Origin of the sequence: Streptomyces sp. ATCC 21386, assembly GCF_018728545.1 — a bacterium.
Classification (GTDB): Bacteria; Actinomycetota; Actinomycetes; order Streptomycetales; family Streptomycetaceae; genus Streptomyces.
The window spans coordinates 2,468,683-2,490,205 of record NZ_JAAVVL010000001.1; the positions used below are offsets into that span (position 1 = coordinate 2,468,683).

General features: G+C 68.6%; 20 protein-coding genes and 1 pseudogene. 18 read left to right on the top strand and 3 right to left on the bottom strand.

Annotated features, from left to right (window positions below; all coding sequences use genetic code 11):
• Positions 1-193: 193 nt before the first annotated feature.
• The 3 genes from GWK25_RS10820 to GWK25_RS10830 all read left to right on the top strand — a co-directional run bounded on the left by GWK25_RS10820 (position 194) and on the right by GWK25_RS10830 (position 2,379).
• Positions 194-1,369: an ATP-binding protein gene (locus GWK25_RS10820; protein ID WP_215449588.1), complete on the top strand. Its 1,176-nt coding sequence runs from the start codon at positions 194-196 to the stop codon at positions 1,367-1,369.
• Complete coding sequence (locus tag GWK25_RS10825) at positions 1,356-1,709, top strand: nucleotide pyrophosphohydrolase (protein ID WP_215449589.1); 354 nt, start codon at positions 1,356-1,358, stop codon at positions 1,707-1,709. Before GWK25_RS10820 ends, GWK25_RS10825 begins: the two co-directional genes overlap by 14 nt.
• A 193-nt stretch (positions 1,710-1,902) precedes the next feature.
• Positions 1,903-2,379 carry a DUF6099 family protein gene (locus GWK25_RS10830; RefSeq protein ID WP_033525220.1) on the top strand — a complete coding sequence of 159 codons (477 nt, stop codon included), beginning with the start codon at positions 1,903-1,905 and terminating at the stop codon, positions 2,377-2,379.
• A gap of 181 nt (positions 2,380-2,560) precedes the next feature.
• Here the strand turns inward: GWK25_RS10830 and GWK25_RS10835 are convergent, their stop codons facing one another.
• Complete coding sequence (locus GWK25_RS10835; protein ID WP_215449590.1) at positions 2,561-2,728, bottom strand: hypothetical protein; 168 nt, start codon at positions 2,726-2,728, stop codon at positions 2,561-2,563.
• Positions 2,729-2,967: 239 nt separating this feature from the next.
• On the opposite strand from GWK25_RS10835, the gene GWK25_RS10840 reads away from it, so the two are divergent.
• From GWK25_RS10840 to GWK25_RS10895, 12 genes and pseudogenes are all read left to right on the top strand, one after another.
• Positions 2,968-3,891: an LLM class F420-dependent oxidoreductase gene (locus tag GWK25_RS10840; protein WP_215449591.1), complete on the top strand. Its 924-nt coding sequence runs from the start codon at positions 2,968-2,970 to the stop codon at positions 3,889-3,891.
• A gap of 307 nt (positions 3,892-4,198) precedes the next feature.
• A complete protein-coding gene (locus tag GWK25_RS10845; protein WP_215449592.1) occupies positions 4,199-5,572 on the top strand; it encodes an amidohydrolase in 1,374 nt (457 codons plus the stop codon).
• On the top strand, positions 5,562-6,617 hold the full coding sequence (locus GWK25_RS10850; RefSeq protein WP_215449593.1) for a LacI family DNA-binding transcriptional regulator: 1,056 nt from the start codon (positions 5,562-5,564) through the stop codon (positions 6,615-6,617). The genes GWK25_RS10845 and GWK25_RS10850 overlap by 11 nt, the downstream gene beginning before the upstream one ends.
• Before the next feature lie 194 nt (positions 6,618-6,811).
• Positions 6,812-7,561 (top strand): glutamine amidotransferase, encoded by a 750-nt coding sequence (locus GWK25_RS10855; protein WP_215449594.1) that lies wholly within the window; start codon positions 6,812-6,814, stop codon positions 7,559-7,561.
• On the top strand, positions 7,558-8,445 hold the full coding sequence (gene deoD / locus GWK25_RS10860; RefSeq protein WP_308404210.1) for a purine-nucleoside phosphorylase: 888 nt from the start codon (positions 7,558-7,560) through the stop codon (positions 8,443-8,445). The genes GWK25_RS10855 and deoD overlap by 4 nt, the downstream gene beginning before the upstream one ends.
• A gap of 182 nt (positions 8,446-8,627) precedes the next feature.
• On the top strand, positions 8,628-9,728 hold the full coding sequence (locus GWK25_RS10865; RefSeq protein ID WP_215449596.1) for a BMP family protein: 1,101 nt from the start codon (positions 8,628-8,630) through the stop codon (positions 9,726-9,728).
• A 29-nt stretch (positions 9,729-9,757) separates the two neighbouring features.
• Positions 9,758-11,359 carry an ABC transporter ATP-binding protein gene (locus tag GWK25_RS10870; RefSeq protein ID WP_215449597.1) on the top strand — a complete coding sequence of 534 codons (1,602 nt, stop codon included), beginning with the start codon at positions 9,758-9,760 and terminating at the stop codon, positions 11,357-11,359.
• On the top strand, positions 11,359-12,531 hold the full coding sequence (locus GWK25_RS10875) for an ABC transporter permease (protein WP_215449598.1): 1,173 nt from the start codon (positions 11,359-11,361) through the stop codon (positions 12,529-12,531). Before GWK25_RS10870 ends, GWK25_RS10875 begins: the two co-directional genes overlap by 1 nt.
• Positions 12,528-13,463 (top strand): ABC transporter permease, encoded by a 936-nt coding sequence (locus GWK25_RS10880; protein ID WP_215449599.1) that lies wholly within the window; start codon positions 12,528-12,530, stop codon positions 13,461-13,463. The genes GWK25_RS10875 and GWK25_RS10880 overlap by 4 nt, the downstream gene beginning before the upstream one ends.
• A 135-nt stretch (positions 13,464-13,598) precedes the next feature.
• On the top strand, positions 13,599-16,469 hold the full coding sequence (locus tag GWK25_RS10885; protein ID WP_215449600.1) for an esterase-like activity of phytase family protein: 2,871 nt from the start codon (positions 13,599-13,601) through the stop codon (positions 16,467-16,469).
• Between the two features lie 143 nt (positions 16,470-16,612).
• Positions 16,613-16,726, top strand: a pseudogene (locus GWK25_RS44720) (hypothetical protein); the annotation flags it as partial.
• 40 nt (positions 16,727-16,766) lie between these two features.
• Positions 16,767-18,431, top strand: coding sequence for a recombinase family protein (locus GWK25_RS10895; protein ID WP_215449601.1), 1,665 nt, complete (start codon positions 16,767-16,769; stop codon positions 18,429-18,431).
• 178 nt (positions 18,432-18,609) lie between these two features.
• On the opposite strand, the gene GWK25_RS10900 is transcribed toward GWK25_RS10895, so the two are convergent.
• Complete coding sequence (locus GWK25_RS10900) at positions 18,610-18,849, bottom strand: GntR family transcriptional regulator (protein ID WP_308404211.1); 240 nt, start codon at positions 18,847-18,849, stop codon at positions 18,610-18,612.
• 95 nt (positions 18,850-18,944) lie between these two features.
• Between GWK25_RS10900 and GWK25_RS10905 the strand changes: the two genes are divergently transcribed.
• From GWK25_RS10905 to GWK25_RS10915, 3 genes are all read left to right on the top strand, one after another.
• On the top strand, positions 18,945-19,280 hold the full coding sequence (locus tag GWK25_RS10905) for a hypothetical protein (protein WP_251828815.1): 336 nt from the start codon (positions 18,945-18,947) through the stop codon (positions 19,278-19,280).
• Between the two features lie 112 nt (positions 19,281-19,392).
• Positions 19,393-20,031, top strand: a complete 639-nt coding sequence (locus GWK25_RS10910; protein WP_215449603.1) for a hypothetical protein — start codon at positions 19,393-19,395, stop codon at positions 20,029-20,031.
• 82 nt (positions 20,032-20,113) lie between these two features.
• The gene (locus GWK25_RS10915) at positions 20,114-20,338 is read left to right on the top strand and encodes a hypothetical protein (RefSeq protein ID WP_215449604.1); all 225 of its coding nucleotides are present in this window, start codon (positions 20,114-20,116) and stop codon (positions 20,336-20,338) included.
• A gap of 503 nt (positions 20,339-20,841) precedes the next feature.
• Here GWK25_RS10915 and GWK25_RS10920 read toward each other — a convergent pair.
• Complete coding sequence (locus GWK25_RS10920) at positions 20,842-21,318, bottom strand: helix-turn-helix domain-containing protein (RefSeq protein ID WP_215449605.1); 477 nt, start codon at positions 21,316-21,318, stop codon at positions 20,842-20,844.
• Between the last annotated feature and the right edge of the window lie 205 nt (positions 21,319-21,523).

The window sequence follows — 21,523 nt, forward strand, 5'->3', positions numbered from 1 at the left end:
CATGGCGTGTGGTTCATGGCGTGTGGTTCATGGGGCGTGGTTCATGGGGCGTGGGTAGCAGGGCGCCTGCGGGGGTTCGGGGCGCTGCCCGTGCGGGCGGGGCGCCCTCGTTCCCGGTGGGCGCTCCCTCGATCGTAGGAAGATCCACTCGGCGGAACGGTTTGTCTGCGGCGCGGGCTCCTAGTGTCCGCATATGACCGTGTCATCCCTTTCGCCGGTGGTGCCGGGCGTGGACGCCGGGGTGCGTCCGGAGCGGCCGAGCGTCACCGAACTGCGGCTCTCCGCCTTCGCCGGACACCGCAACGCCTTCCTTCCACTGGGGCCGCTGACCCTCCTCGCGGGGCGCAGCGGCAGCGGCAAGACCACCGCGCTCAGGGCGTACGAGGCGCTCGCCGGGCTCGGTGGGGGCGCCCGTCTCGACGAGGTCTTCCCAGACCCGCTTGGCTGCGTCCCCGAACGGGCCCGCCCCGACGCCCAGCGGCGCCGCGGCTTCCGTATCGGCTGCACGGCCGACGGCCCCGAGGGGCCCGTACACCTCGATGTCGCCGTCCAGGCCGAGCCCGAACTCCGCATCGTGGGCGAGCGGTTGACATGCGGTGGGCTCACCCTGCTGGAGACGGCGCTCGTCGATCCGAGCCGCCCCGTGGTCCAGGCCGCCTGGCACACGGCCGGCTCCTCACCGGTCACCCGCGGCCCCCTGCCCGACGACCGCCTCGGTACGGCGCTGCTCCCGCTCCGCGTCGCCGGCAAGACGGACGGCCAGCGCCGGGTCCTCGCCGCCGCCGAGCAGATGGTGGTCGCCCTCCGTTCGGTCTACGCCTGTGATCCCCGCCCCGGCCGGATGCGCGCCGCCGTGCCGCTCGGCTCCGGTCGGCTGCTGCGGGGCTGCGACAACCTCGCCGACGTGCTGTGGCGTACGCGGACGGAGTGCGGCCGACGGCACGCGCTGCTCGTGGGCGCGGTGCGCGAGGGGTGTGCGGGGCCGGTCCTCGATCTGCTCGCCGAGCCGCTGCGGGACGGCGCGGTGCGGGCGGTGCTGGACCGGGGTGACGGTGTGCGGACGGCCCTGGGCCTGCTCGGGGACGGCGAGTTGCGGTATCTCGCGCTGTCGCTGGTGCTCTTCACCGGCCCCGGGGTGCTGGAGGTCGACCAGGCCGCGGAGGTGCCGGCGGCTCTGCAGACGCTCACGGTCCTCGCCGACGGCTTCGACCGGGCCCTGGACCCCCGGCAGGCGGGGGAGTTGGTGCGGCTGGCGGCCCGGATGTGCGAACGCGGGCACATCCGGCTCGTCGGCGCGGTGAGCGATGCCTCCTGGGCCGCCGGAGTGACGGGGGTGACGGTGGTAGACCTGAACCGTGAAAGATCCTGAATCCCCCGAGCGGAAGCCGGACCTGGCGGCGCTGCAACGGCGGCTCGCCGAGTTCGCCGCCGCCCGGGACTGGCAGCAGTACCACACGCCCAAGAACCTGGTCTCCGCGCTGAGCGTCGAGGCGTCCGAACTCGTCGAGATCTTCCAGTGGTTGACGCCGGAGGAGTCGGCTCGTGTGATGTCCGACCCGGAGACCGCCCACCGCGTCACGGACGAGGTGGCCGACGTGCTCGCCTATCTGCTCCAGCTCTGCGAGGTGCTGGGGATCGACCCGTTGTCAGCGCTGGATGCGAAGATCGACCGCAACGAACGGAGATTTCCGGCATCGGGGCGACCCTGAGGACGCTCGACGCTGAGCACCCCCATCCGATTGTCACTCTCCGGAGTTGAAAAGTTGTCCACAGCCGACTTGTTATCCACAGATTTCAGGCTTCCTCTGGCTTTCTGTCTCAGCGGCCCTCACTGTGGGTAATGAACAGGCAGGAGTTCGGGCGGACGTGTGAGAGCGCGTCGGGGAAAGTCGGGGGCAGCGCATGGATGCGGTGCGGCTCATCTTCGCGAGCAGGCGTGCTCTGGCGGGCAGCGTCGAGGGACCTCAGATCATGGCGGAGGCGTGGCAGTCCTATGCCCTCGCCCAGGCGATCGGGAGCCGTCTCGCGGTCTCGGGACCTCCCGAACTGCGTGGTGAGGCCCTGGGGTTGACCGAGCTGGCCGGCAGCGGCTGCGGCATACTCGGCGCCCCGCCGCTCGGTGTGGGCGATTTACGCGCCGCCCAGCTCACCGAGTTGGGCGACGCCCACGAGTCGCTGCTGCGGCTCGGGGGCCTGCTGGGCGAGGTCGGCATCGCGCTCGTGGGTCTGGCGAGCGGGGCGGACGACGAGGCGACGTACTGGCAGTGCATGGAGGCGATCGACGCGGCGGACGAGGCACGGGACCGGGTGCTGGAAATGCTGCGCCGCCTGGCCGTCAGAGACCAGGTCCTCTCGGAGAGAGACGCGGCGGCGGGGTGAGCCGTTGGGAAAGGGGCATCCCCCTGCCTGCGAGGGGCGCGGGGAACCGCACGACCGGCCCCACTCACCCGCAGTCGAACAACTCACCTCGGCGGGCGGGGGAGGGGCGCGGCCCCCGACCACGGTGAGCGCCCGGCCGGAACGGCGCGGCCGGGCGTCGATGTTCGTGGCTCGGAGAACCTCAGGCGGGTCCGCTCTCCTCCGAGGAGGCGGCGCGCGGTGCGGAGAACTCCGCGTCGAGCTGGGACAGGTCCGCGTTCAGGGCAGCCATCAGCTCCTCCATCTGCTGGAGCAGACCCTTCGGCTGCGCAGGCACGACAGCCTGCTCCGGCACGGCTTCCTGGGACATGTGACGGCCTCCTCGGCCCTCGCCCCCCGAGGGGGCACGTGGTGCGGGCGTCCCGGCAGCGACCGCCGGCGACGGGTGCCGGGCGGTCCGGCTCCTCCCGAGCAACGATCACCGTTCCGGCCGGTCACTGACGCCGTCCGCCCCGGGCGCCGGATTGACGGAATTTCACCCGACCGTGGCCCCAAGGCACCAGCGGGACCGGTGCCGTTGACCGGGGGGTCAGCGTGCAGGATGGAGGCATGGATCTTCGCATCTTCACCGAGCCCCAGCAGGGGGCGACCTACGACACCCTCCTCACCGTCGCCAAGGCGACCGAGGACCTCGGATTCGACGCGTTCTTCCGTTCCGACCACTATCTCCGCATGGGCTCGTCGGACGGACTGCCCGGCCCCACCGACGCCTGGATCACCCTGGCGGGGCTCGCCCGCGAGACCAAACGCATCCGCCTCGGCACCCTGATGACCGCAGGAACCTTCCGCCTGCCGGGTGTGCTCGCCATCCAGGTCGCGCAGATCGACCAGATGTCCGGCGGCCGGGTCGAACTCGGCCTGGGCGCGGGCTGGTTCGAGGAGGAGCACAAGGCGTACGGCATCCCGTTCCCCAAGGAGAAGTTCGGGCGCCTGGAGGAGCAGCTGGCCATCGTCACCGGTCTGTGGGCCACCGAGATCGGCAAGACGTTCTCGTACGAGGGCACCCACTACCAGCTGACCGACTCGCCCGCGCTGCCCAAGCCCGCGCAGGCCAAGCTGCCGGTCCTCATCGGCGGCCACGGCGCGGTCCGCACCCCGCGGCTCGCCGCGCGGTACGCCGACGAGTTCAACATGCCGTTCGCCTCGATCGAGGACAGCGAGCGCCAGTTCGGCCGGGTCCGCGCGGCCGCGGAGGAGGCCGGCCGCAAGGGCGACGACCTCGTGTACTCGAACGCCCTGGTCGTGTGCGTGGGCAAGGACGACGCCGAGGTCGCCCGGCGCGCCGCCGCGATCGGCCGCGAGGTCGACGAGCTCAAGGCCAACGGGCTGGCCGGCTCCCCGGCCGAGGTCGTCGACAAGCTCGGCCGCTACCGCGCGATCGGCTCCCAGCGCGTCTACCTCCAGATCCTCGACCTCGACGACCTGGACCACCTGGAGCTGATCTCCGCCCAGGTGCAGTCCCAGCTCTCGTAGCGACAACACGTCCCGCGCCCGGCCCCGGGCGCGGGACGGCTCCGCCAGGCTCCGCCACGGCGCCGGACCGACACAAGCCCCGGCCGGGCCCGGGCCGGGCGCGAGACGGCGGTCACCGCCCCGGCCCTCTGGGCCCCGCTCCAGGTCCTCCGACCCTCTGGACCTCTGGGCCCCCGGGCCGCCGACCAGGACCCCCGGCCCCGCCCCGCCCCCGGCCGCGCCCCTGGGCCGCCCATCCCGAGCCCTTTCCCTTATCCGAAGCATCTCCTTGTTGTGCAAAACGTTTTGGATATCTAGCTTGTGTCGCATGAGCGACAGAACGTCCCTTTCCGGCACCCGCCCCCGCCTCCTCGTGCGCGGCTGTGACGTGCTGCGTGTCCCCGTGGAGGGCGAGTGCGACGTCCTGCCCGCACGGGACATCGTGGTGGCGGACGGCGTCGTCGTGGAGGTCCGGGCCACGGGGGCGGAGCGGCCGGAGGAGCCGGGCACGGAGGTGGTCGACGGGCGAGGGCTGCTGGCCCTGCCCGGTCTGGTGAACGCGCACACGCACAGCCCGATGGTGCTGATGAGGGGCGCGGCCGAGGACGTGACGGTCGAGGGGTGGTTCAACGACCGTGTGTGGCCGATGGAGTCCAACCTGACCGCCGAGGACGTGCGGGCCGGTGCGCTGCTGGCCTGTGCGGAGATGATCCGGTCCGGCGTCACCACCTTCGCGGACCACTACTTCTACCCCGAGGGCATCGCCGAGGCGGTGGCCGAGGCGGGGCTGCGTGCCGACATCGCGCCCACCTACTTCAGCAGCGGCGGCAGCGCGGCGCTGGAGGCCACCGTCGCCTTCGCCGAGACCTGGCACGGCGGGGCCGACGGTCGCGTGACCGTCTCGCTCGGGCCGCACGCCCCGTACACCGTCGACGACCGCGACCTGCGGACCCTCGCCGACCACGCCCGGCGGCTCGGTGTGCGCATGCACATCCATGCCGCCGAGCACCTGGAGCAGACGGAGTCCAGCCTGGAGCGGCGGGGGGTCACCCCGATCCGGGTGCTGCACGACACCGGTGTCCTGGACGCGGGTGCCCTCATCGCGCACGGCTGCGGGATCGTCGAGCGGGACCTGCCGCTGCTGGCCGCGTACGCGGACCGGACGGCCGTGGCCTGCTGCCCCAAGGTCTACCTCAAGCACGCGCTGTCCCCGCTGACCCCGGTCCGCGACCTGCTCGGCGCCGGGGTCACGGTGGCCGTAGGCACCGACGGGGCCGCCGGGCACAACACCCTGGACGTGTGGGAGGCGCTGCGGCTGGTCGCGCTCACGCAGAAGCAGGCGGTGCGGGACGCGACCTGGATGACGGTGTCCGACACCCTGCGGACGGCCGTGCGGGGCGGGGCCCGGGCCCTGGGGCTCCAGGACCGGATCGGCGCGCTGGAGCCGGGCATGCGCGCCGACATCGTCCTCACCGATCTGTCCGGCCCGCACTGCCGTCCGCTGCACGACCCGCGTGCCGCGCTCGTCTACAGCGCGCGTGCCGCCGACGTCCGCACGGTGATCGTCGACGGGCGGGTACTGATGCGCGACGGACGGCTCCTCACCGTCGACGAACCCGCGCTGCTCGCCGACGCGGACGCGCGCGTGGCACGGATCCTCGACACCTCGCACGGCAGGGCGGTGCAGCACTATGACCCGTGACCTGACCCGCGGCACCTCCCACGACCGCCCCGCCGTGCGCCGGGCCGCCTCCATCAAGGACGTCGCCGCGGCGGCCGGGGTCAGCCCCACCACCGTCTCGCACGTGCTGAGCGGGAACCGGCCCGTCAACGAGCAGACCGCCGCCCGGGTGCGCAGCGTCGTCAACCGGCTCGGGTACGTGCCCGCGTCGCTGGCCCGCAGCCTCCAGGCCGGTGCCACCTCCGTGATCGGCCTGCTGATCCCGGACATCAGCAACACCTTCTTCGCCGAGCTGGCCAAGGGCGCCGAGGATGCCGCCCACGACCTCGGGTACGGGCTGATCCTGTGCAACACCGAGTTCGACGCCGACCGCGAGGACCGCTACCTCGGCATGATCCGCAGCCGGTTCATCGACGGCATGGTGTACGCCTCCGGGTCGCCTCCGTCCCGGCGGCGGCTGGAAGCGCTGATGGGCAAGTTCCCGATCGCGCTCGCCGACGAGGAGGTGGAGGGCCTGAGCAGGGCGCTCATCGCCAGCGCCGACCACGAGGCGGGCGGCCGGCTGGTCGGCGAGCATCTGCGGGCGCTCGGCCACCGCCGGGCCCTGATGCTGACCGGCCCCCGCGACCTGAGGAGCGGGGCGGCCCGTGCGCACGGCTTCCGGCAGGCCTTCCACGGCGATGTCGTCGAGCGGACGGGCGACTTCAAGGAGGAATCGGGGTACCGGCTGGTCGCCGAACTGCTCGACGACGGCGGACTCGCGGACCGCACCGCCGTGTTCGCGGCCAACGACCTGATGGCGTTCGGCGCGCTCGCCGCGCTGCGGGAGGCCGGGCTGTCCGTGCCGGAGGACCTCTCCGTCGTCGGCTTCGACGACATCAGGGCCGCCTCGCTGATCAACCCGTCGCTGACCACCGTCCACCAGCCCGCCTACGACGTCGGGCGCACCGCCACCGCGCAACTCCTCCAGTACGTCTCCCGGGGCGAGGTCCCGCCCGCGTCCCGGCACACCCTTCCCGTCGAGCTGAAGGTACGCGGGAGCACGGCGCCCCCCGCCGCCCGCTGAACCACCGCACCGCCACCGCTTCCGTCACCGCTTCCGCCACCGTCACCGTCACCGCCTCGTCATCACCGTTGCCGCGCCACGCGGCCATGTCCTCGTGCCCCGAGGCGCCCGGACACGGCTCGGAACACACCCCCGGGCCCCTCCGAATGCCCCCGAGCCCCTCCGAATCCCCCTGAGAGAAAGTCGGTTCGTCCATGCCCCGAGTCCTCGTCGTCGGCGAGTCCTGGTTCACGTACACGGTCCATCAGAAGGGCTTCGACGCCTTCCACACCGCCGAGTACACCGAGGGCGGCGGCGTCTTCCTCGACGCGCTGCGCTCACGCGGCCACGACGTCACGTACGTGCCCGCGCACGAGATACCCACCCGGGTCCCTGACACCGCCGACGGTTTCGACGCGTTCGACGTCGTGGTCATCAGCGATGTCGGCGCGAACAGCTTCCAGCTGCCGCCGGAGACCTTCAACCGGTCAGAGCCCGCGCCCGACCGCTCGGAGCTGGTGCGGGACTTCGTCGAGCGCGGCGGAGGCGTGCTGATGATCGGCGGTTATCTGACCTTCAGCGGCATCGACGCCCGTGCGCGCTGGGGGCGTACGCCGCTGGCCGCCGCCCTTCCGGTGGCGATGCTCGACCGCGACGACCGGGTGGAGCTGCCGGCCGGAGCCGTCCCCGAGGTGGTGGGAGGGCACCCCGTCGTCGCCGGGCTGGACCGTGCCTGGCCCGCCCTCCTCGGCCTCAACGAGGTCGCCGTACGACCGGAGGCCGCGCTGCTCGCCGAGTGCGACGGCCATCCGCTGCTGGCCGTCGGCGACCACGGCACGGGTCGCTCGGCCGCGTTCACCTCCGACGTCGCCCCGCACTGGGCCCCGCCCCCGTTCCTGGAATGGGACGGCTACGCGGAGCTGTGGGACCGCCTCGTCCGCTGGCTCGCGGGGGAGGAGCTGTGACGGCCGCCGAGGCCGTGCCCCAGGCCGTGCCCCAGGCCGTGCCCGAGCCCGTGCCCGAGCCCGAGCCCGAGCCCGAGCCAGTGCCCGTGCCCCAGGCCGTGCCCGTGTCCGAGCATGTCGGCACTCCCGTTGCCGTCGGCACCCCTCACATCTCCGCCGCCCCCGGCGACTTCGCCCCCCTCGTGCTGATGCCCGGCGACCCCCTGCGGGCCCGGCGGATCGCCGAGACAGTGCTCGACGGCGCGCGGCTCGTCACCGAGGTGCGCGGCATCCTCGGGTACACCGGCACGTACGGGGGCGTACCGATGTCGGTGCTCGCCTCCGGCATGGGTATCCCGTCGATGTCGATCTACGCGACGGAGCTGTTCCGGTACTACGGGGTCCGCCGGATCGTCCGGGTCGGCACGGCGGGCGCGCTGACCACCTCGGTCGCCCTCCGGGACGTCGTCATCGCCTCCGCCGCGCACACCGACTCCAGCGTCAGCCGCCTCCTGGTGGACGGCGTGACCCTCTCCCTCGCCGCCTCCTACCGGCCGCTGCGCGCGGCCGTCGACGCGGCGAACGCTGCCGAGGCGGAGGAACCGGGCGGACCGGCCGGCTCGGACCCTCCCGCCGTGCACATCGGCCCGGTGTTCTCCAGCGACCACTTCTACCTCGACCGGCCCACGGTCCTCGACGCCCTCGAACGCCGGGGCACCCTCGCCGTCGAGATGGAGGCGGCCGGACTGTACGCCGTGGCCGCGGCGGAGGGCGGCGAGGCGCTCGCCGTGCTGACCGTGTCGGACCACGTGCGCACCGGCGCGGCCCTGTCCGCCGCGGACCGGGAGACCGGGTTCGACCGTGCTGTCCGCATCGCCGCGGCCGCTCTCCGGGCCGACGGCTGAAATTCCCCGGGAAGAAATCAAACAGAAACCGATCGACGTAGCCAAAACGTTTTGCACTTCCTACTGTCGCTGAGAACAGAAGCGAATCCGGAAGCGAGGCCGGAAGCGAAGGCAGATGGCAGATGGCAGATGGCAGAGCTGACAGAGAAAGCAGGAAAAAAATGATCAGGAGATCGGCAGTGATGAGAAGTCGCCGTAGTTATGGACCGGGAGCCGCCGCCGCGGTGGCGGGAATGTTGGTGCTGAGCGCGTGCGGGGGTTCGGGATCCGATGATTCCGGGGCGGCCTCCTCCGGAAAGCCCAGGATCAAGTTGGTGGTCAACGGCGGGCTCGGCGACAAGTCGTTCTTCGACTCCGCGTACGAAGGGCTGAAGCGGGCCGAGAGCGAGCTGGGGTACGAATTGAAGGTGGTGGAGCTGGGCTCGGACCGCACCAAGTGGGAGCCGGGATTCGAGGACGCGGCGGCGGCCGACGACTACGACATCCTCGCGGCGGGCACGTTCGACGTCACCGACTACATCGGCGAACTCGCCCCGCAGTACCCGGACAAGAAGTTCTGGGTGTTCGACTCGGCCGTCGACTACTCCGGCAAGAACGGCTGTTCCAACAAGTGCGAGAACGTCTACTCGGTGACCTTCAAGCAGAACGAGGGCGGTTATCTGGCCGGATTCCTCGCCGAGAAGCTGGTCGCCGAGAAAGCCCTCAAGGGTGCCGAATCCCTGAACAAGGTCGGCGTCGTGGGCGGCGTGAAGATCCCCGTCATCGAGGACTTCATCGTCGGATTCAAAGCCGGGTTCAAGGCGGCCGGCGGCAAGAACTCCGACGTCCTCACCCAGTACGTCGGCGGCGACAAGCCCTTCGGCGACCCCGCAAAGGGCAAGGAGATCTCCACCGCGATGTACGGGCAGGGAGCCGCCCTCGTCTGGCCGGTCGCGGGGCTCTCCGGGCTCGGCACCTTCGAGTCGGCCGCGAGCGCCGGCCGCTACACCTTCGGCGTCGACTCCGACCAGTACCAGACCCTCACCGACAACGCGCAGAAGAACACCGTCGTCACCTCGATCCTCAAGAACGTCGGCAACGCCCTCTACCGGGCCGCTGAGGACGACAAGAAGGACGCCGTGAAGTACGGCGCCGTGCAGAGCGTCGGACTCGCCGAGGACGCGGTCGGTTACGTCGACGACGCCCACTTCCAGGAGATCGTGCCGGAGAAGATCCGCACCGAGCTCCAGAAGGCGGCCGACCGCGTGAAGTCCGGTTCCCTCACGGTCCCCAGCGCCTTCTGACCCCCGCACCCATCCCGAACGGCCTTCAGATGAACGAGTCATGGGACCCGGCCGGGCCCGCCGTCGCCACCCGCGCGGTCACCAAGACGTACGCGAACGGCGTCCGCGCGGTCCGGGGCGTCGACCTCGACGTACCGGTCGGCGAGATCCGCGCGGTCGTCGGTGAGAACGGCGCGGGCAAGTCCACCCTGATGAAGCTGCTCTACGGCCTGGAGCAGCCCACCTCCGGCGAGATCCTGATCGGCGGCCGGCCCCGCGTGCTGCGCGGCCCGGCGGCCGCGATCGCGCTCGGTGTCGGCATGGTCCACCAGAACCTGATGCTGGTGCCGTCCTTCACCGTCGCCCAGAACGTCGTCCTCGGCGTCGAGCCCGGCCGACGGGGTCTGGTCGACGCCCGTGCGGCCGTCGAGGCCACCGCCCGGCTCGCCGAGGAGGCCGGACTCGCCGTCGACCCGATGGCCCGTATCGACGAGGTCTCGGTCGGCATGCGCCAGCGCGCCGAGATCCTCAAGGCCCTCCACCGCCGGGCCCGGACACTGATCCTGGACGAGCCGACCGCCGTCCTCACCCCGCAGGAGACGGAGGACCTCTTCGCCGCCGTACGACGCCTGCGCGACGGCGGGATGACCGTGCTGTTCATCTCCCACAAGCTGCGCGAGGTGCGGGAGATCAGCGACCGGGTGAGCGTGATGCGGGCCGGCGCCCTCGTCGGGACCGTCGCCACCGCCGAGACCTCCGAGCACGAACTCGCCGCGATGATGGTCGGCCGCGAGATGACCCTCGACGTCGACCGCGCCCCGGCCCGGCGCGCCGCCACCACGCTGCGGGTGCGGGACCTGGGATACGCCGCCCCGACCGGGCAGTCCCTGCACGGCATCGACTTCGACGTCGCCGCCGGCGAGATCGTCGGCGTGGCCGGCATCGAGGGCAACGGGCAGACCGAACTCGCCGAGATCCTCGCCGGGTTGCGGCGACCGGGCACGGGCACGGTACGGGTCGGTGACACCGACACCGCCGGGCTCGACGTCGCGGGACACCGCCGGGCCGGCATCGGATACGTCCCCGAGGACCGCCTGCACGACGGGGCCGCGCTGGACGAGTCCATCGCCGACAACCTCGTCGTCGACCGGCACGACCGCCCGCCCCTCGCCCGCCGGGGCGTCCTGCGCCCGGCCGCCGTACGCGCGCACGCCGAACGGCTCGTCGCGGACTACGCGATCCGCACCCCCGACCCGTCCGTGCCGGTGCGCGCGCTGTCCGGCGGCAACCTGCAGAAGGTCGTCGTCGCCCGCGAACTCTCCGCGGGACCACGACTGTTGATCGCCTCCCAGATCACCCGGGGCGTGGACATCGGGGCCATGCGGTTCATGTACGAGCGTCTCGTCGCCGCCCGCGACGCGGGCGCGGCGGTCCTCCTCATCTCCGCCGACCTCACCGAACTCCTCGCCCTCTCCGACCGGTTGCTCGTCCTCAAGGACGGCCGGCTGGTCGGCCGCTTCGACGACACGACGGACCTCACCGAGAAGCGGGTCGGCCTGTACATGCTCGGCGTCGAACACCACGCGCCGCAGCGGCTGAGAGCCGGGCTGGACGACCACGGCTCCGGCGACTCCGGGAAGGCGACCGCCTGATGACCAGCACCCTCATCGAGAGCGAGGACCGCCGGGAGTACCGGGCCACCCGGCGCCGGGGCCTCGCCGTCGACCTCAGCATGACCCTGGCGACTGTCCTGGTGGCCCTCGTCATCGGCTTCCTCGTGATCCTCGCCACCGGCAAGGACCCGGTCGCCGCCTACGAGGCCCTGCTCACCGGCCCGTTGGAGCGCTCCTTCCGCGTCGGCCGCTGGCTGGAGGACGCCACCACGCTCACCCTGCTCGGCCTGTCGGTTGCCATTCCCTTCCGGGCCCGTCAGATCAGCCTGGGCGCCGAGAGCCAGTTGTACGCGGGCGCGCTCGCTGCGGCCACCGTCGCGATCTTCCTGCCGCTGCCGCCCGTCGCCGCCGTGATCGTCCCGCTGGTCGCCGCGGCGGCCGCCGGGGCCGGCATGGGCTTCGTACCCGGCTCGATGAAGGCACGGCTCGGCGCCAACGAGATCGTGGCGACGCTGATGCTCAACGCCATCGTCGTACGCGTCTACGACTACCTGGTGAACGGCCCGTTGAAGGAGCCCGGCAGCAGCGCGGTCCACTCGGAGCGCATCCAGCCGGACTCCGCGCTCACCCCGCTCACCGAATGGCTCGGCATCCCCTTCGGCCGCGCCAACATCGGCTTCCTGCTGATGCTGCTCACGGCCGTCGCCCTGTGGCTGCTCGTCACCCGGACCCCGCTCGGCTACCGCATCCGGATGACCGGGTCCAATCCGCACTTCGCCGAGTACGGCGGCATCCGGGTGCCCCGCGCGATCGAGTGGAGCTTCGTGATCGGCGGGGCCGTCGCGGGGCTGGCCGGAGCGCATCTCGTGCAGGGCGTGTACGGGCGCCTCGAACCCGGGCTCGCCGGGAGTCTCGCCTTCGAGGGGATCGTGGTGGCGCTGCTCGCCCGGAACAACCCGCTGGTCGTCGTGGTCGCCGGCCTCTTCTACTCCTACCTTCGCGCCGGGGGAGACATCATGGAACAGCAGACGGACGTGGGCACGGAGATCGTGGTCGTGATCCAGGCGGTCATCGTCCTCCTGGTCACCGCCCAGGCCCTCCCGGACCTCCTCAAACGCCGCCTCGCCCGCGGCCCGGCCACCGCCGCGCACGGCGGGACGGGCGCCGGCAGTCACCCCGGTGGTGCGCGCGGTGAGGGGGCGGAGCGATGAGTTCCGTTCTCGATGTCGTCCTCAGCAGTGCCTTCCTCGCGGCCGTGCTGCGCGTGGCCACCCCCTATCTGCTCGCCGCCATGGGCGGCCTCGTCGCCGAACGCGCCGGCATCAGCAACATCGCCCTGGAGGGCCAGATGCTGAGCGCCGCCTGCACGGGCGCGCTGGTCGCCGGATACAGCGGATCGGTCGCGGCCGGCGCCCTCGCCGGCGTGACGGTGGCCGTCCTGCTCGGCGTCCTCCTCGCCGCGCTCCGCCTCGAACTGGGCGCCGACGCGATCATCGCGGGCATCGGCCTCAACCTGCTCGCGTCCGGCGGCACCGCCTACGCCGTCTTCACCCTCCTCGGCGACAAGGGCGGCACGTCCGGCCTGAAGAGCGGAACCCTGCCCACGGTCACCCTGCCCGGCATCGAGGACATCCCGGTGGTGGGGGACGTACTCAGCGGCCAGAACACGCTGACCTGGCTGGCCTTCCTCGCGGCCCCCTTCGTCGCCTGGCTCTTCTACCGCACCCGCTTCGGCTTCCACCTCCGCGCGGTCGGCGAGATGCCGGACGCCGCCGCCTCGGTCGGCATCGCGGTACGGCGCGTCCAGTACGCGGGCCTCGCGCTCAGCGGCGCCCTCGCCGGTCTCGCCGGGGTCTTCCTGAGCATGGGGTACGTGTCCTTCTTCGTCCGGGACATGACCGCCGGCCGCGGCTTCATCGCCCTCGCCGCGGTCTTCCTCGGCGGCCTGCGCCCCTGGGGCGTCTTCCTCGCCGCCCTCGGCTTCGGCGCGGCCGAGGCCCTCGCGGTCCAGCTCGGCACCCTCGACGTCCCACCGCAACTGGTGTCGACCATCCCGTACGCGATGACCCTGGCCGCCCTGGCGGCGTACGCGTGGCGGAGGAAGCGGAGGGGAGCGGGGGAGATGACCCCGGCGTCCCTCTGACGCCGACTGCCCCGCGCCCGGAAAAGCACAGGGGCGCGGGGAACTGCGCGACCGGCCCCCACCCACCCGCACCCCGCGACGCATCAGCTCCACCCCTCACCCTCACCTCCCCACCCCTCCCCGGAAGGATCACCCATGCCCGGACACAGACGGCTCGCCGGCAGGCACAGACGCAGACGCGTCACCCTCGCCGCCCTCACCGCCTCCGCCCTTCTCGGCGGCCTGACCCTCACCAACAACCTCGCCGCCGACGCCGCCCCGGAGGCGGACGGCACCCCCAAGAAGACCCAGAACGGCATCACCCTCCTCGACACCCTCACCGTCCCCGTCGGCACCACCGAGTTCGGCATGCCGTTCGGCGGACTCTCCGGCATCGACTACAACCCGAGGACCCACACGTACGCCGCCCTCAGCGACGACCGCTCCGAGAACGGCAAGGCCCGCTTCCACACACTCCGACTCCCCCTCGACGGAAAGAAGTTCGCCGAGGACAGGCCCACCCTCGACGCCCTGACCGTCCTCGACGACACCACCGGCGAACCCTTCGCCGCCAAGGCCGTCGACCCGGAGGCGATCCGCTGGAACCCCGGCGGCAAGGGCCTGCTGTGGACCAGCGAGGGAGCCTCCGCCTCCGGACAGCCGGCCTTCGTCCGCGAGACCTCCGCGTCCGGCGCGTACCTGCGCGAACTGCCGCTGCCGAAGGCGTACGCCCCGGCCCGCTCGGAGTCGGGCACCCTCGTCGCCGGTGTCCGCAACAACCAGGCCCTGGAAGGGCTGACCCTCTCCCCGGACGGCCGCGAGGCCGTCACGATCACCGAGAACGCACTCGTCCAGGACGGTCCGGCGGCCGGGCTGACCGCGAAGAGCCCCTCACGGCTGCTCGTCATGGACCGCCGCACCGGCAAGCCCCAGGCCGAACACGTCTACGAGGTCGACCCGATCTCCGCCGCGCCCACCGCCCCGCTGCCCGCCCCCGTCGGCACGTACGCGGCCGACCGTGGCGTCTCCGAGATCCTCGCGATCAACAAGACCGACTACCTCACCGTCGAACGCTCCTTCGCCTCCGGTGTGGGCTTCGCGATCCGCCTGTACTGGACCACCACCCGAGGCGCCACGGAGGTGAGCGGCGAGGAGAAGCTGTCCGGCACGGAGCGGCCCATGCCGAAGAAGCTGCTCTACGACTTCACCCTCTCCGGCACGGACGCCGACAACGTCGAGGGCATCACCTGGGGCCCGACCCTCCCCGACGGCTCCCGCACCCTCGTCCTCGTCGCCGACGACAACTTCGGCTTCAACGGCAGCGTCACCAAGTTCCATCTGCTGTCGGTCCGCCCCGGTGCCCTGACCGGCGGCGTCCCCGCCACCCCGAAGCAGCCCGACACCGTCGACGTCCAACTGCTCTCCTTCAACGACTTCCACGGCAACCTGGAGCCGCCCACGGGCCGCGACGCCACCCTCGGCTCCAAGCTGGACCCGAAGTCCACCCCGGTCGGCGGCTCCGAGTACCTGGCGACCCGCCTCGCACAGCTCCGCGAGGGCACCGACGCCTCCCTGACCGTCGCCGCCGGCGACCTCATCGGCGCCAGCCCCTTCCTCTCGGGCCTCTTCCACGACGAGCCGACCGTCGAATCCATGGAGAAACTGCGCCTGGACGTCACGAGCGTCGGCAACCACGAGTTCGACGAGGGCACCGAGGAACTGCTGCGCATCCAGCACGGCGGCTGCCACCCCGAGGACGGCTGTTACATCGAGGGCGAGCCGTACGACGGCTCCGCCTTCCCGTGGCTCGCCGCCAACGTCCTCGACCGCACCACCGGAAAGCCGCTCCTCGCGCCCACCTGGGTCAAGAAGGTCGACGGCGTCAAGGTCGGCTTCATCGGCATGACCCTGGAGGGCACACCCGCGGTCACCGGCCAGTCCGGCATCACGTCCGTCCGCTTCGCCGACGAGGTCGAGACCGCCGACGCCGCCGCCCGCGCACTGCGCCGCCAGGGGGTCGAGGCGATCGTGGTCCTGCTCCACGAGGGCGGCGTCCAGGCCGGTTCGTACGGGCAGTGCGACGGCATCTCCGGCCCCGTCGTCGACATCGCGAGGCATCTGGACCCGGCCATCGACGCCGTCGTCACCGGCCACACACACCAGCCGTACGTCTGCACCCTGCCCGACCCCGCCGGCCACCCCCGTACGGTCACCTCGGCCTCCTCCTTCGGCCGGGTCGTCACCGAGACGCGCCTGCCCGTGGACCGCCGCACCGGCGACGTCGTACGGGACCGGGTCGCCGCCATGAACCACCTGGTCACCCGTACCAGTGCCAAGGACGCCGACCAGACCGCCGTCATCGACAAGTGGAAGGCCCTCTCGGCGCCCCTGGCCAACAAGGTCGTCGGCAGCGTCACCGCCGACATCACCCGCTCCGAGACCCGCGACGCCGAGTCGGACCTCGCCAACCTGGTTGCCGATGCGCAGCTGGCGGCGACCTCGGCGCCCGAACGGGGCGGCGCCCGGATCGCGTTGATGAACCCCGGCGGCGTCCGGGCCGACCTCGTCCACGCCTCCTCCACGGGCGGCGAGGCACCCGGCGAGATCACCTACGCCGAGGCCTTCGCCGTACAGCCCTTCGCGGGGTCCCTGGTGTCGATGGACCTCACCGGAGCACAGATCGAGAAGATCCTGGAGGAGCAGTTCAACGACTCCGGCACCCGCGCGCCCACCCTCATGCTGGGCGTCTCCAAGGGCCTGACCTACTCCTTCTCCCGCAGCGCCCCCGTCGGCGACCGCATCGACCCGGCCTCGATCAAGCTCGACGGCGAGACCCTGGACCCGGACGCCACCTACCGGGTGACCGCCAACACCTTCCTCGCGGCCGGCGGCGACGGCTTCACCACCTTCGCCGAGGGCGGCAACAGCGTCGGCGGCGGAGACGACATCACCGCCCTCACCGACCACCTCACCGCCGAGAGCCCCGTCGCCCCACCGGGCACCGACCGGGTCACCGAACTGCCCTGACGCCGGGCCCGCGTCGTGGCCGCGGGGTCGGCCGCGGTCACGACGCGGGGGCGGCCCCTCCGGCGAAAATGCCTGAGTGCGCCCCGATCCTTCGCTGTACGTTGGGCGTCCATCACAGACACCCACCACGAGGCAACCTCACCGTGTTCCTGACGATCAGTACCACCGGCACTCCAGAGCGCCCCGCGACCGATCTCGGTTTCCTGCTGCACAAGCATCCCGACAAAGCGCAGGCGTTCTCCACCTCCTACGGCACTCCGTAGATACGCAGGTTGAAACTGCCCTACGCTCTGTCCCATGGCAGAGACGCAGAGGGCACTACTTGCCGCACGGATCAGTGTGGACACCGACGAATCAACGTCCATCCCACGGCAGTTGGAGAAGCTCCACACGTGGGCTCAGGGGCTTGGACATGCCGTAGCGGGTGTGGTGGAGGACCGGTCGGTGTCCGGCTCTGTAGACCTCCCTGAGCGCCCCTCTATGGGGCCCTGGCTCACGGAGGAAGGGCGGGAGAAGTGGGACGTGCTGGCAGTCACCACACAGGATCGTCTGAGCCGTGACGATCTCCATTTCATGGCGTTCGTCAAGAACGTTCTGGACTGGGGGAAGACGCTTGTTGTCCTCGATGACCCCTCGTTCGATATCTCCACTGAGACGGGACGGCTCATCGCCTACGCCAAGGCAACACAGGCAGCAGCAGAGCTGAGGAAGATCCGGCAGCGCGTAGCGGATGCCAGGGACTACCTGCGCCGGAATGGACTGTTCGCCGGGGGAACCACACCGTTCGGCTACCTCTACGCGGACTCTCCGGACGGGAAACACTACGTCCTGGTGCCGGAAGCCAAGTACGCCAAGCTATTGAAAGAGATCTCAGAGCGCGTACGTGCGGGAGTCTCCACTAATCAGGTAGCACGAGAGCTGAACGCCAAAGGCGTACTCACGTGGCGTGACTACCTGCGGGAGCTGAGGGGGAAGGACCCAAAACGCCGGAACGGAACGGCTCTGACAGAGGCCAAGGGAACCAACTGGAGTCCCCAGGTAGTACAGCGCATCCTCAAGCACCCTGCCTGTGCTGGCTTCCTCGCGTACAAAGGTGAGCCGTACGAGGATGACCAGGGAAACTTGGTTATGGCAACGGAATACCCGATTCTCACCAATGCCGAATGGCAAGCCACCGTCGCAGCGATCAAGTCTCGTGGCGTATCGGATATCCGGCGCACCAATCAAGCCTCTCTGCTGACTGGCGTTGCCCGCTGTGGTGAATGCGGCGCACGTATGTTCTGTCACCGCTTGAAGAAGACACTGGCAACGGGGGAAGTCAAGACGTATCGGCACTACTCCTGTACGGCCCGTTCCAAGGGAATGCCGTGTGCTGCTCCCGCTCGAATCCCTGAGGACTTGCTCAATGAGGTATTCGAGGAAGCGTTGTTGAGCAGACTAGGAGAGCTAGCCGAGGTGGTGAAGGTGACAGAGCCGGGGGAGGACTACACAGCAGAGCTTGACCAGGTCACAGCGCGTCTGCTGCGCCTGGAGAAGGACTATGAGAACGGCCGGTACGACGAGCCAGAGAAAGAAGAGTCCTACTGGCGTATGCACGGGAACCTGACCAGGAAACAGAAGGAACTCAAAGCCAAGCCTGTACGTCCTGCCATTACCCGTTTCGTAGAGACCGGCCTTACCTGGGCTCAGAAGTGGGGAGGTATGAGGACTGAGCAGCGCAGGGACTATCTGACAGGCAGGGACGTACGGGTATACGTCTGGAAACAAGCCATTCCTGGTCTTGCACATGGCGTTGTAGTCTCCCTCGGAGATCTCAAGCAACTCGCCCACGCTGCGGGATTGGATGCTGCCTCTGTTGAGGGATGGCAGATGACGGGATGGAATGTACCGGCACACTGGACTAACCCTGAACTAAGGGAATTCATCACAGAGGAAGTCCCCGAGGTATTGGAAGTTCAGTAAAGAAAGAGGCGTAAAGAAAAGGCGTCGCTGAATAGCGGCGCCTTATTCTTTTATGGAATTACTTACGGATTCGACCACCCCCACCATTAACGGTTTAATAACAATAGGGGGTGGTCCGGTCTTTCGCGTGCCTAGGGCTTCTTAGGGGATAGGCAGTAGCCGTCCCTGAAGGAGCCTTCTACGGCTTGGAGACGAACGATCCTTGTCCCAGGACGGTATAGAGCCGCCCCTCTTCCCTGAGAGCCGCTACGGCTTTCTGAACGGTCGACGGAGCTACGTCCAGTTCGGTAGCCAGTTCCACCACGGCAGGGAACCTCTCGCCAGGGGCGTACGTACCGGCGTCCAGCCGTCGGCGTAGCTCGGCAGCAACCTGGGGCCATACGGGCTTGCTGCGGTCAAGATCCATGGGACCGAGCATCCGTGAGTACGCGCATTCACGCGACCGCGTATACGCGTATGCGCGTATCCTCAGCTCCGGAAGGACCCCCGCGACCGGGCGAACGGTCCGGGGGCATGGCCACCAGCTATGAGGAGCTGATGACAGTGAGCCAGCCTAGCCATGTCCGACTGTTGCCCTGGAAGGGGCCGGAAGGGAAGCCAGCGCATCTCGTCACGGACGGCACTCCCACACCCCTATCTCTCCTGGCGGACAAGATCGAGACTCAGCAGGTCGAATCAGCAGCCGTGATCGTGGAGTTGGCGCGGCCGATGGTGGGGGAGGAAGCCAAGCTGACGGCAGATGAGTTGCGCTGGATCGCCGGACGGCGCATCGAGAGCCTGACGGACGTACTGAACATCGCTGAGAGCCGCGCACAGAGGCTCCCCGCGTACGAGGAGCCGGGGGAGTAGCCCACGCTCTCAGAGAGCCCCTGGACGCCCTGTCTGGGGGCTCTCTCATGTCCAAGCGCAGATGTTCCTCAAGCCGGGGTCCAACGGGCTTGCTGCTGGGCATCCTTGCCGCATGTCGCTTCCGGTAATCGCCACCATCGTTGCGTCAGTGAGTGCCACGTTTGCGGCGGCGTCTTGGACGGTCGCCTACGCGACGTTTCTCCGAGGACGCCCTAGGGTTCAATTTCGGAACCTGACCTACGACTCCATTCCCATCCCGTACGAATACTGGACTGGGCCGGGAAACAAGCTGGTGAATGCCTTCTTTGTCCGTGTGGTGAATGCCAGTTCCGTACCCGCCACCATTGAACGAGTCGACTTTCAGCAGCTCCGTCACCCCCAGGATCGTCGTGAACTCGGAATTCGGCGGCGCGCATGGCGACCGGTAATCAACGCCTTCGCGCCGGATTGGATCGAGGGTGAAGGGAAAGTCCAGCTTGAGGCATTCAGTAGCGTCTCCTGGATAGTTCGGCCAGACACACCGCTTATTGATCCTGAGGACATGAAAGCCCTGCGCCTATCCATCACGTTGGCTAACGGTCAATGCGTAACCACGCGCTGGTTTCGCACTCAGATGCTGGCTGACGAAGACGCGAGACTGAGAACGCTGTCACTTTCCATCCATCCCTACCTTGCCCAAATAAGGCCGACTCCCACCTCTGCCCAGAGGCAACTTTCATTCGATGATCTCCCGCAAGGGAACGACGACTAGCCACGAACCCCCGCATCATGCCCGTAAGCGGAATGGCTCCTTCTCGTTTGTCAGTGGTGGGTGAGAGACGATAGAAGGGAAGTTGAGGAGAGGAGGAAACGACATCAACAACCCACCACGTAAGCCAGCGAGGAAGTTGAAGGCAGGTGACCACCTGAGGCTCTGGAACGGCAAGACTGCCGAGATTCTGGCGATTGAGGAAGCGGTGAACCAGGTAGGGAGGAAGGCTCTCATCCTGCGGCTGTACAAGGCAGGAACCATGGTTGTTAAGCGGGATAGGTACATGAACATGCACTATCCAGAGTAGTAACTAGACCAGCGTAGAGCCGGTATCTCCAAACTCGGAGGTATCGGCTCTTTCAGTTGGTGGTGTTCCATGGCGTTCGACAGGAGTAACTACACCTAGTCGAGATACCTACGGAAACCAGGTGTCCTGGGTGAATTTCCCTTGGAAAACAATTGCAGTAGCCATTCAATTGCAATTCTAAGGGAATTAATGTACCCCAGCCGGCTGGGATATTCCATTACCAGAGGAATAGCAATAGAGAAGTCGGGGATATCTAATCAGGTAGACCAAGGGAGAAACCTAATCCGCCGAAGGCGGGTATTAGTCTCGACCAGGGATCTCCCTCTGGTCTACTGAATTACTGTTTCCCTCTTCCCTTCTCTCCCTGGCTACGCCTGGGAGAGAATTAGTTAGGTCTATATCGTTACTTCTATCTGGTTCTTTCTATTTAGTTAGTAGCTCACTGGTGAACTACCCGGTAGCTCACTGATGAACTACCCCCTAGCTCATCCATGAGCTACCCCCTAGCTCACTGGTGAGCTACCCCCTGTTTGACCAGGTGGAAGCTCTAGCAGACCTCTGCCACTCTCAAGGGTGTGTGTCGGCGTGTAACCCGTGGTTTTGGGATCGAATGCCTTGTAGTGCTCCATTGGGATTGCGCAGTAGTAGTAATTCGACGTTCCAATACGGTTCTGTGCGGTTAGCCAGCGGTTACGAATCAATTCGTCAATGTATCGCTTGATAGAGGCAACGGACTTCCCCATGTCATCGGCTAGTTTCTTGTGGGAGGGGAAAGCCATTCGATTGCTACCGGCGTAGTCGTTGATGAGCTGCCATAGAACCTTTGCGTCACTGGTCAGTTCAGGGTCTCTGATAAGGGCTCTCGGTACGACTGTGAAATGACCTGCTGCGTACTGGACTCCCTCTCTGTCGAGAATGATTTTGTGTTCTGCCAGATTGGGTCTGGCTCCTCTCAGGGCCACTGCCTTGTTGTCGCTCATTCCTGGTATCCTTGTCTTAGGTCGATAACTTGCATGGTTTTCACTTCTGATCCTTTCTCGATCGCTCAAATATGAATCATGATTCGGACTAAACGGTTTCTTCTCTCCGTACTTTGTTACCGTTACCTGAGGCCATCAGGAGAAAGCCCCGGCTCCCACACTTATGGGACCGGGGCTTTCTTGTTTCGTCTAGTCAATCCGAATC

Excerpts from the sequence above, each read along its gene's own strand:
- GWK25_RS10835 (WP_215449590.1), bottom strand. The coding sequence starts at position 2,728 with ATGTCCCAGGAAGCCGTGCCGGAGCAGGCTGTCGTGCCTGCGCAGCCG.
- GWK25_RS10820 (WP_215449588.1), top strand. The coding sequence starts at position 194 with ATGACCGTGTCATCCCTTTCGCCGGTGGTGCCGGGCGTGGACGCCGGG.
- GWK25_RS10855 (WP_215449594.1), top strand. The coding sequence starts at position 6,812 with ATGCCCCGAGTCCTCGTCGTCGGCGAGTCCTGGTTCACGTACACGGTC.
- GWK25_RS10880 (WP_215449599.1), top strand. The coding sequence starts at position 12,528 with ATGAGTTCCGTTCTCGATGTCGTCCTCAGCAGTGCCTTCCTCGCGGCC.
- GWK25_RS10900 (WP_308404211.1), bottom strand. The coding sequence starts at position 18,849 with ATGCTCGGTCCCATGGATCTTGACCGCAGCAAGCCCGTATGGCCCCAG.
- GWK25_RS10920 (WP_215449605.1), bottom strand. The coding sequence starts at position 21,318 with ATGAGCGACAACAAGGCAGTGGCCCTGAGAGGAGCCAGACCCAATCTG.
- GWK25_RS10865 (WP_215449596.1), top strand. The coding sequence starts at position 8,628 with ATGAGAAGTCGCCGTAGTTATGGACCGGGAGCCGCCGCCGCGGTGGCG.
- GWK25_RS10875 (WP_215449598.1), top strand. The coding sequence starts at position 11,359 with ATGACCAGCACCCTCATCGAGAGCGAGGACCGCCGGGAGTACCGGGCC.
- GWK25_RS10850 (WP_215449593.1), top strand. The coding sequence starts at position 5,562 with ATGACCCGTGACCTGACCCGCGGCACCTCCCACGACCGCCCCGCCGTG.
- GWK25_RS10845 (WP_215449592.1), top strand. The coding sequence starts at position 4,199 with ATGAGCGACAGAACGTCCCTTTCCGGCACCCGCCCCCGCCTCCTCGTG.
- GWK25_RS10830 (WP_033525220.1), top strand. The coding sequence starts at position 1,903 with ATGGATGCGGTGCGGCTCATCTTCGCGAGCAGGCGTGCTCTGGCGGGC.
- GWK25_RS10905 (WP_251828815.1), top strand. The coding sequence starts at position 18,945 with ATGGCCACCAGCTATGAGGAGCTGATGACAGTGAGCCAGCCTAGCCAT.
- GWK25_RS10885 (WP_215449600.1), top strand. The coding sequence starts at position 13,599 with ATGCCCGGACACAGACGGCTCGCCGGCAGGCACAGACGCAGACGCGTC.
- GWK25_RS10895 (WP_215449601.1), top strand. The coding sequence starts at position 16,767 with ATGGCAGAGACGCAGAGGGCACTACTTGCCGCACGGATCAGTGTGGAC.
- GWK25_RS10870 (WP_215449597.1), top strand. The coding sequence starts at position 9,758 with ATGAACGAGTCATGGGACCCGGCCGGGCCCGCCGTCGCCACCCGCGCG.
- GWK25_RS10910 (WP_215449603.1), top strand. The coding sequence starts at position 19,393 with ATGTCGCTTCCGGTAATCGCCACCATCGTTGCGTCAGTGAGTGCCACG.
- GWK25_RS10840 (WP_215449591.1), top strand. The coding sequence starts at position 2,968 with ATGGATCTTCGCATCTTCACCGAGCCCCAGCAGGGGGCGACCTACGAC.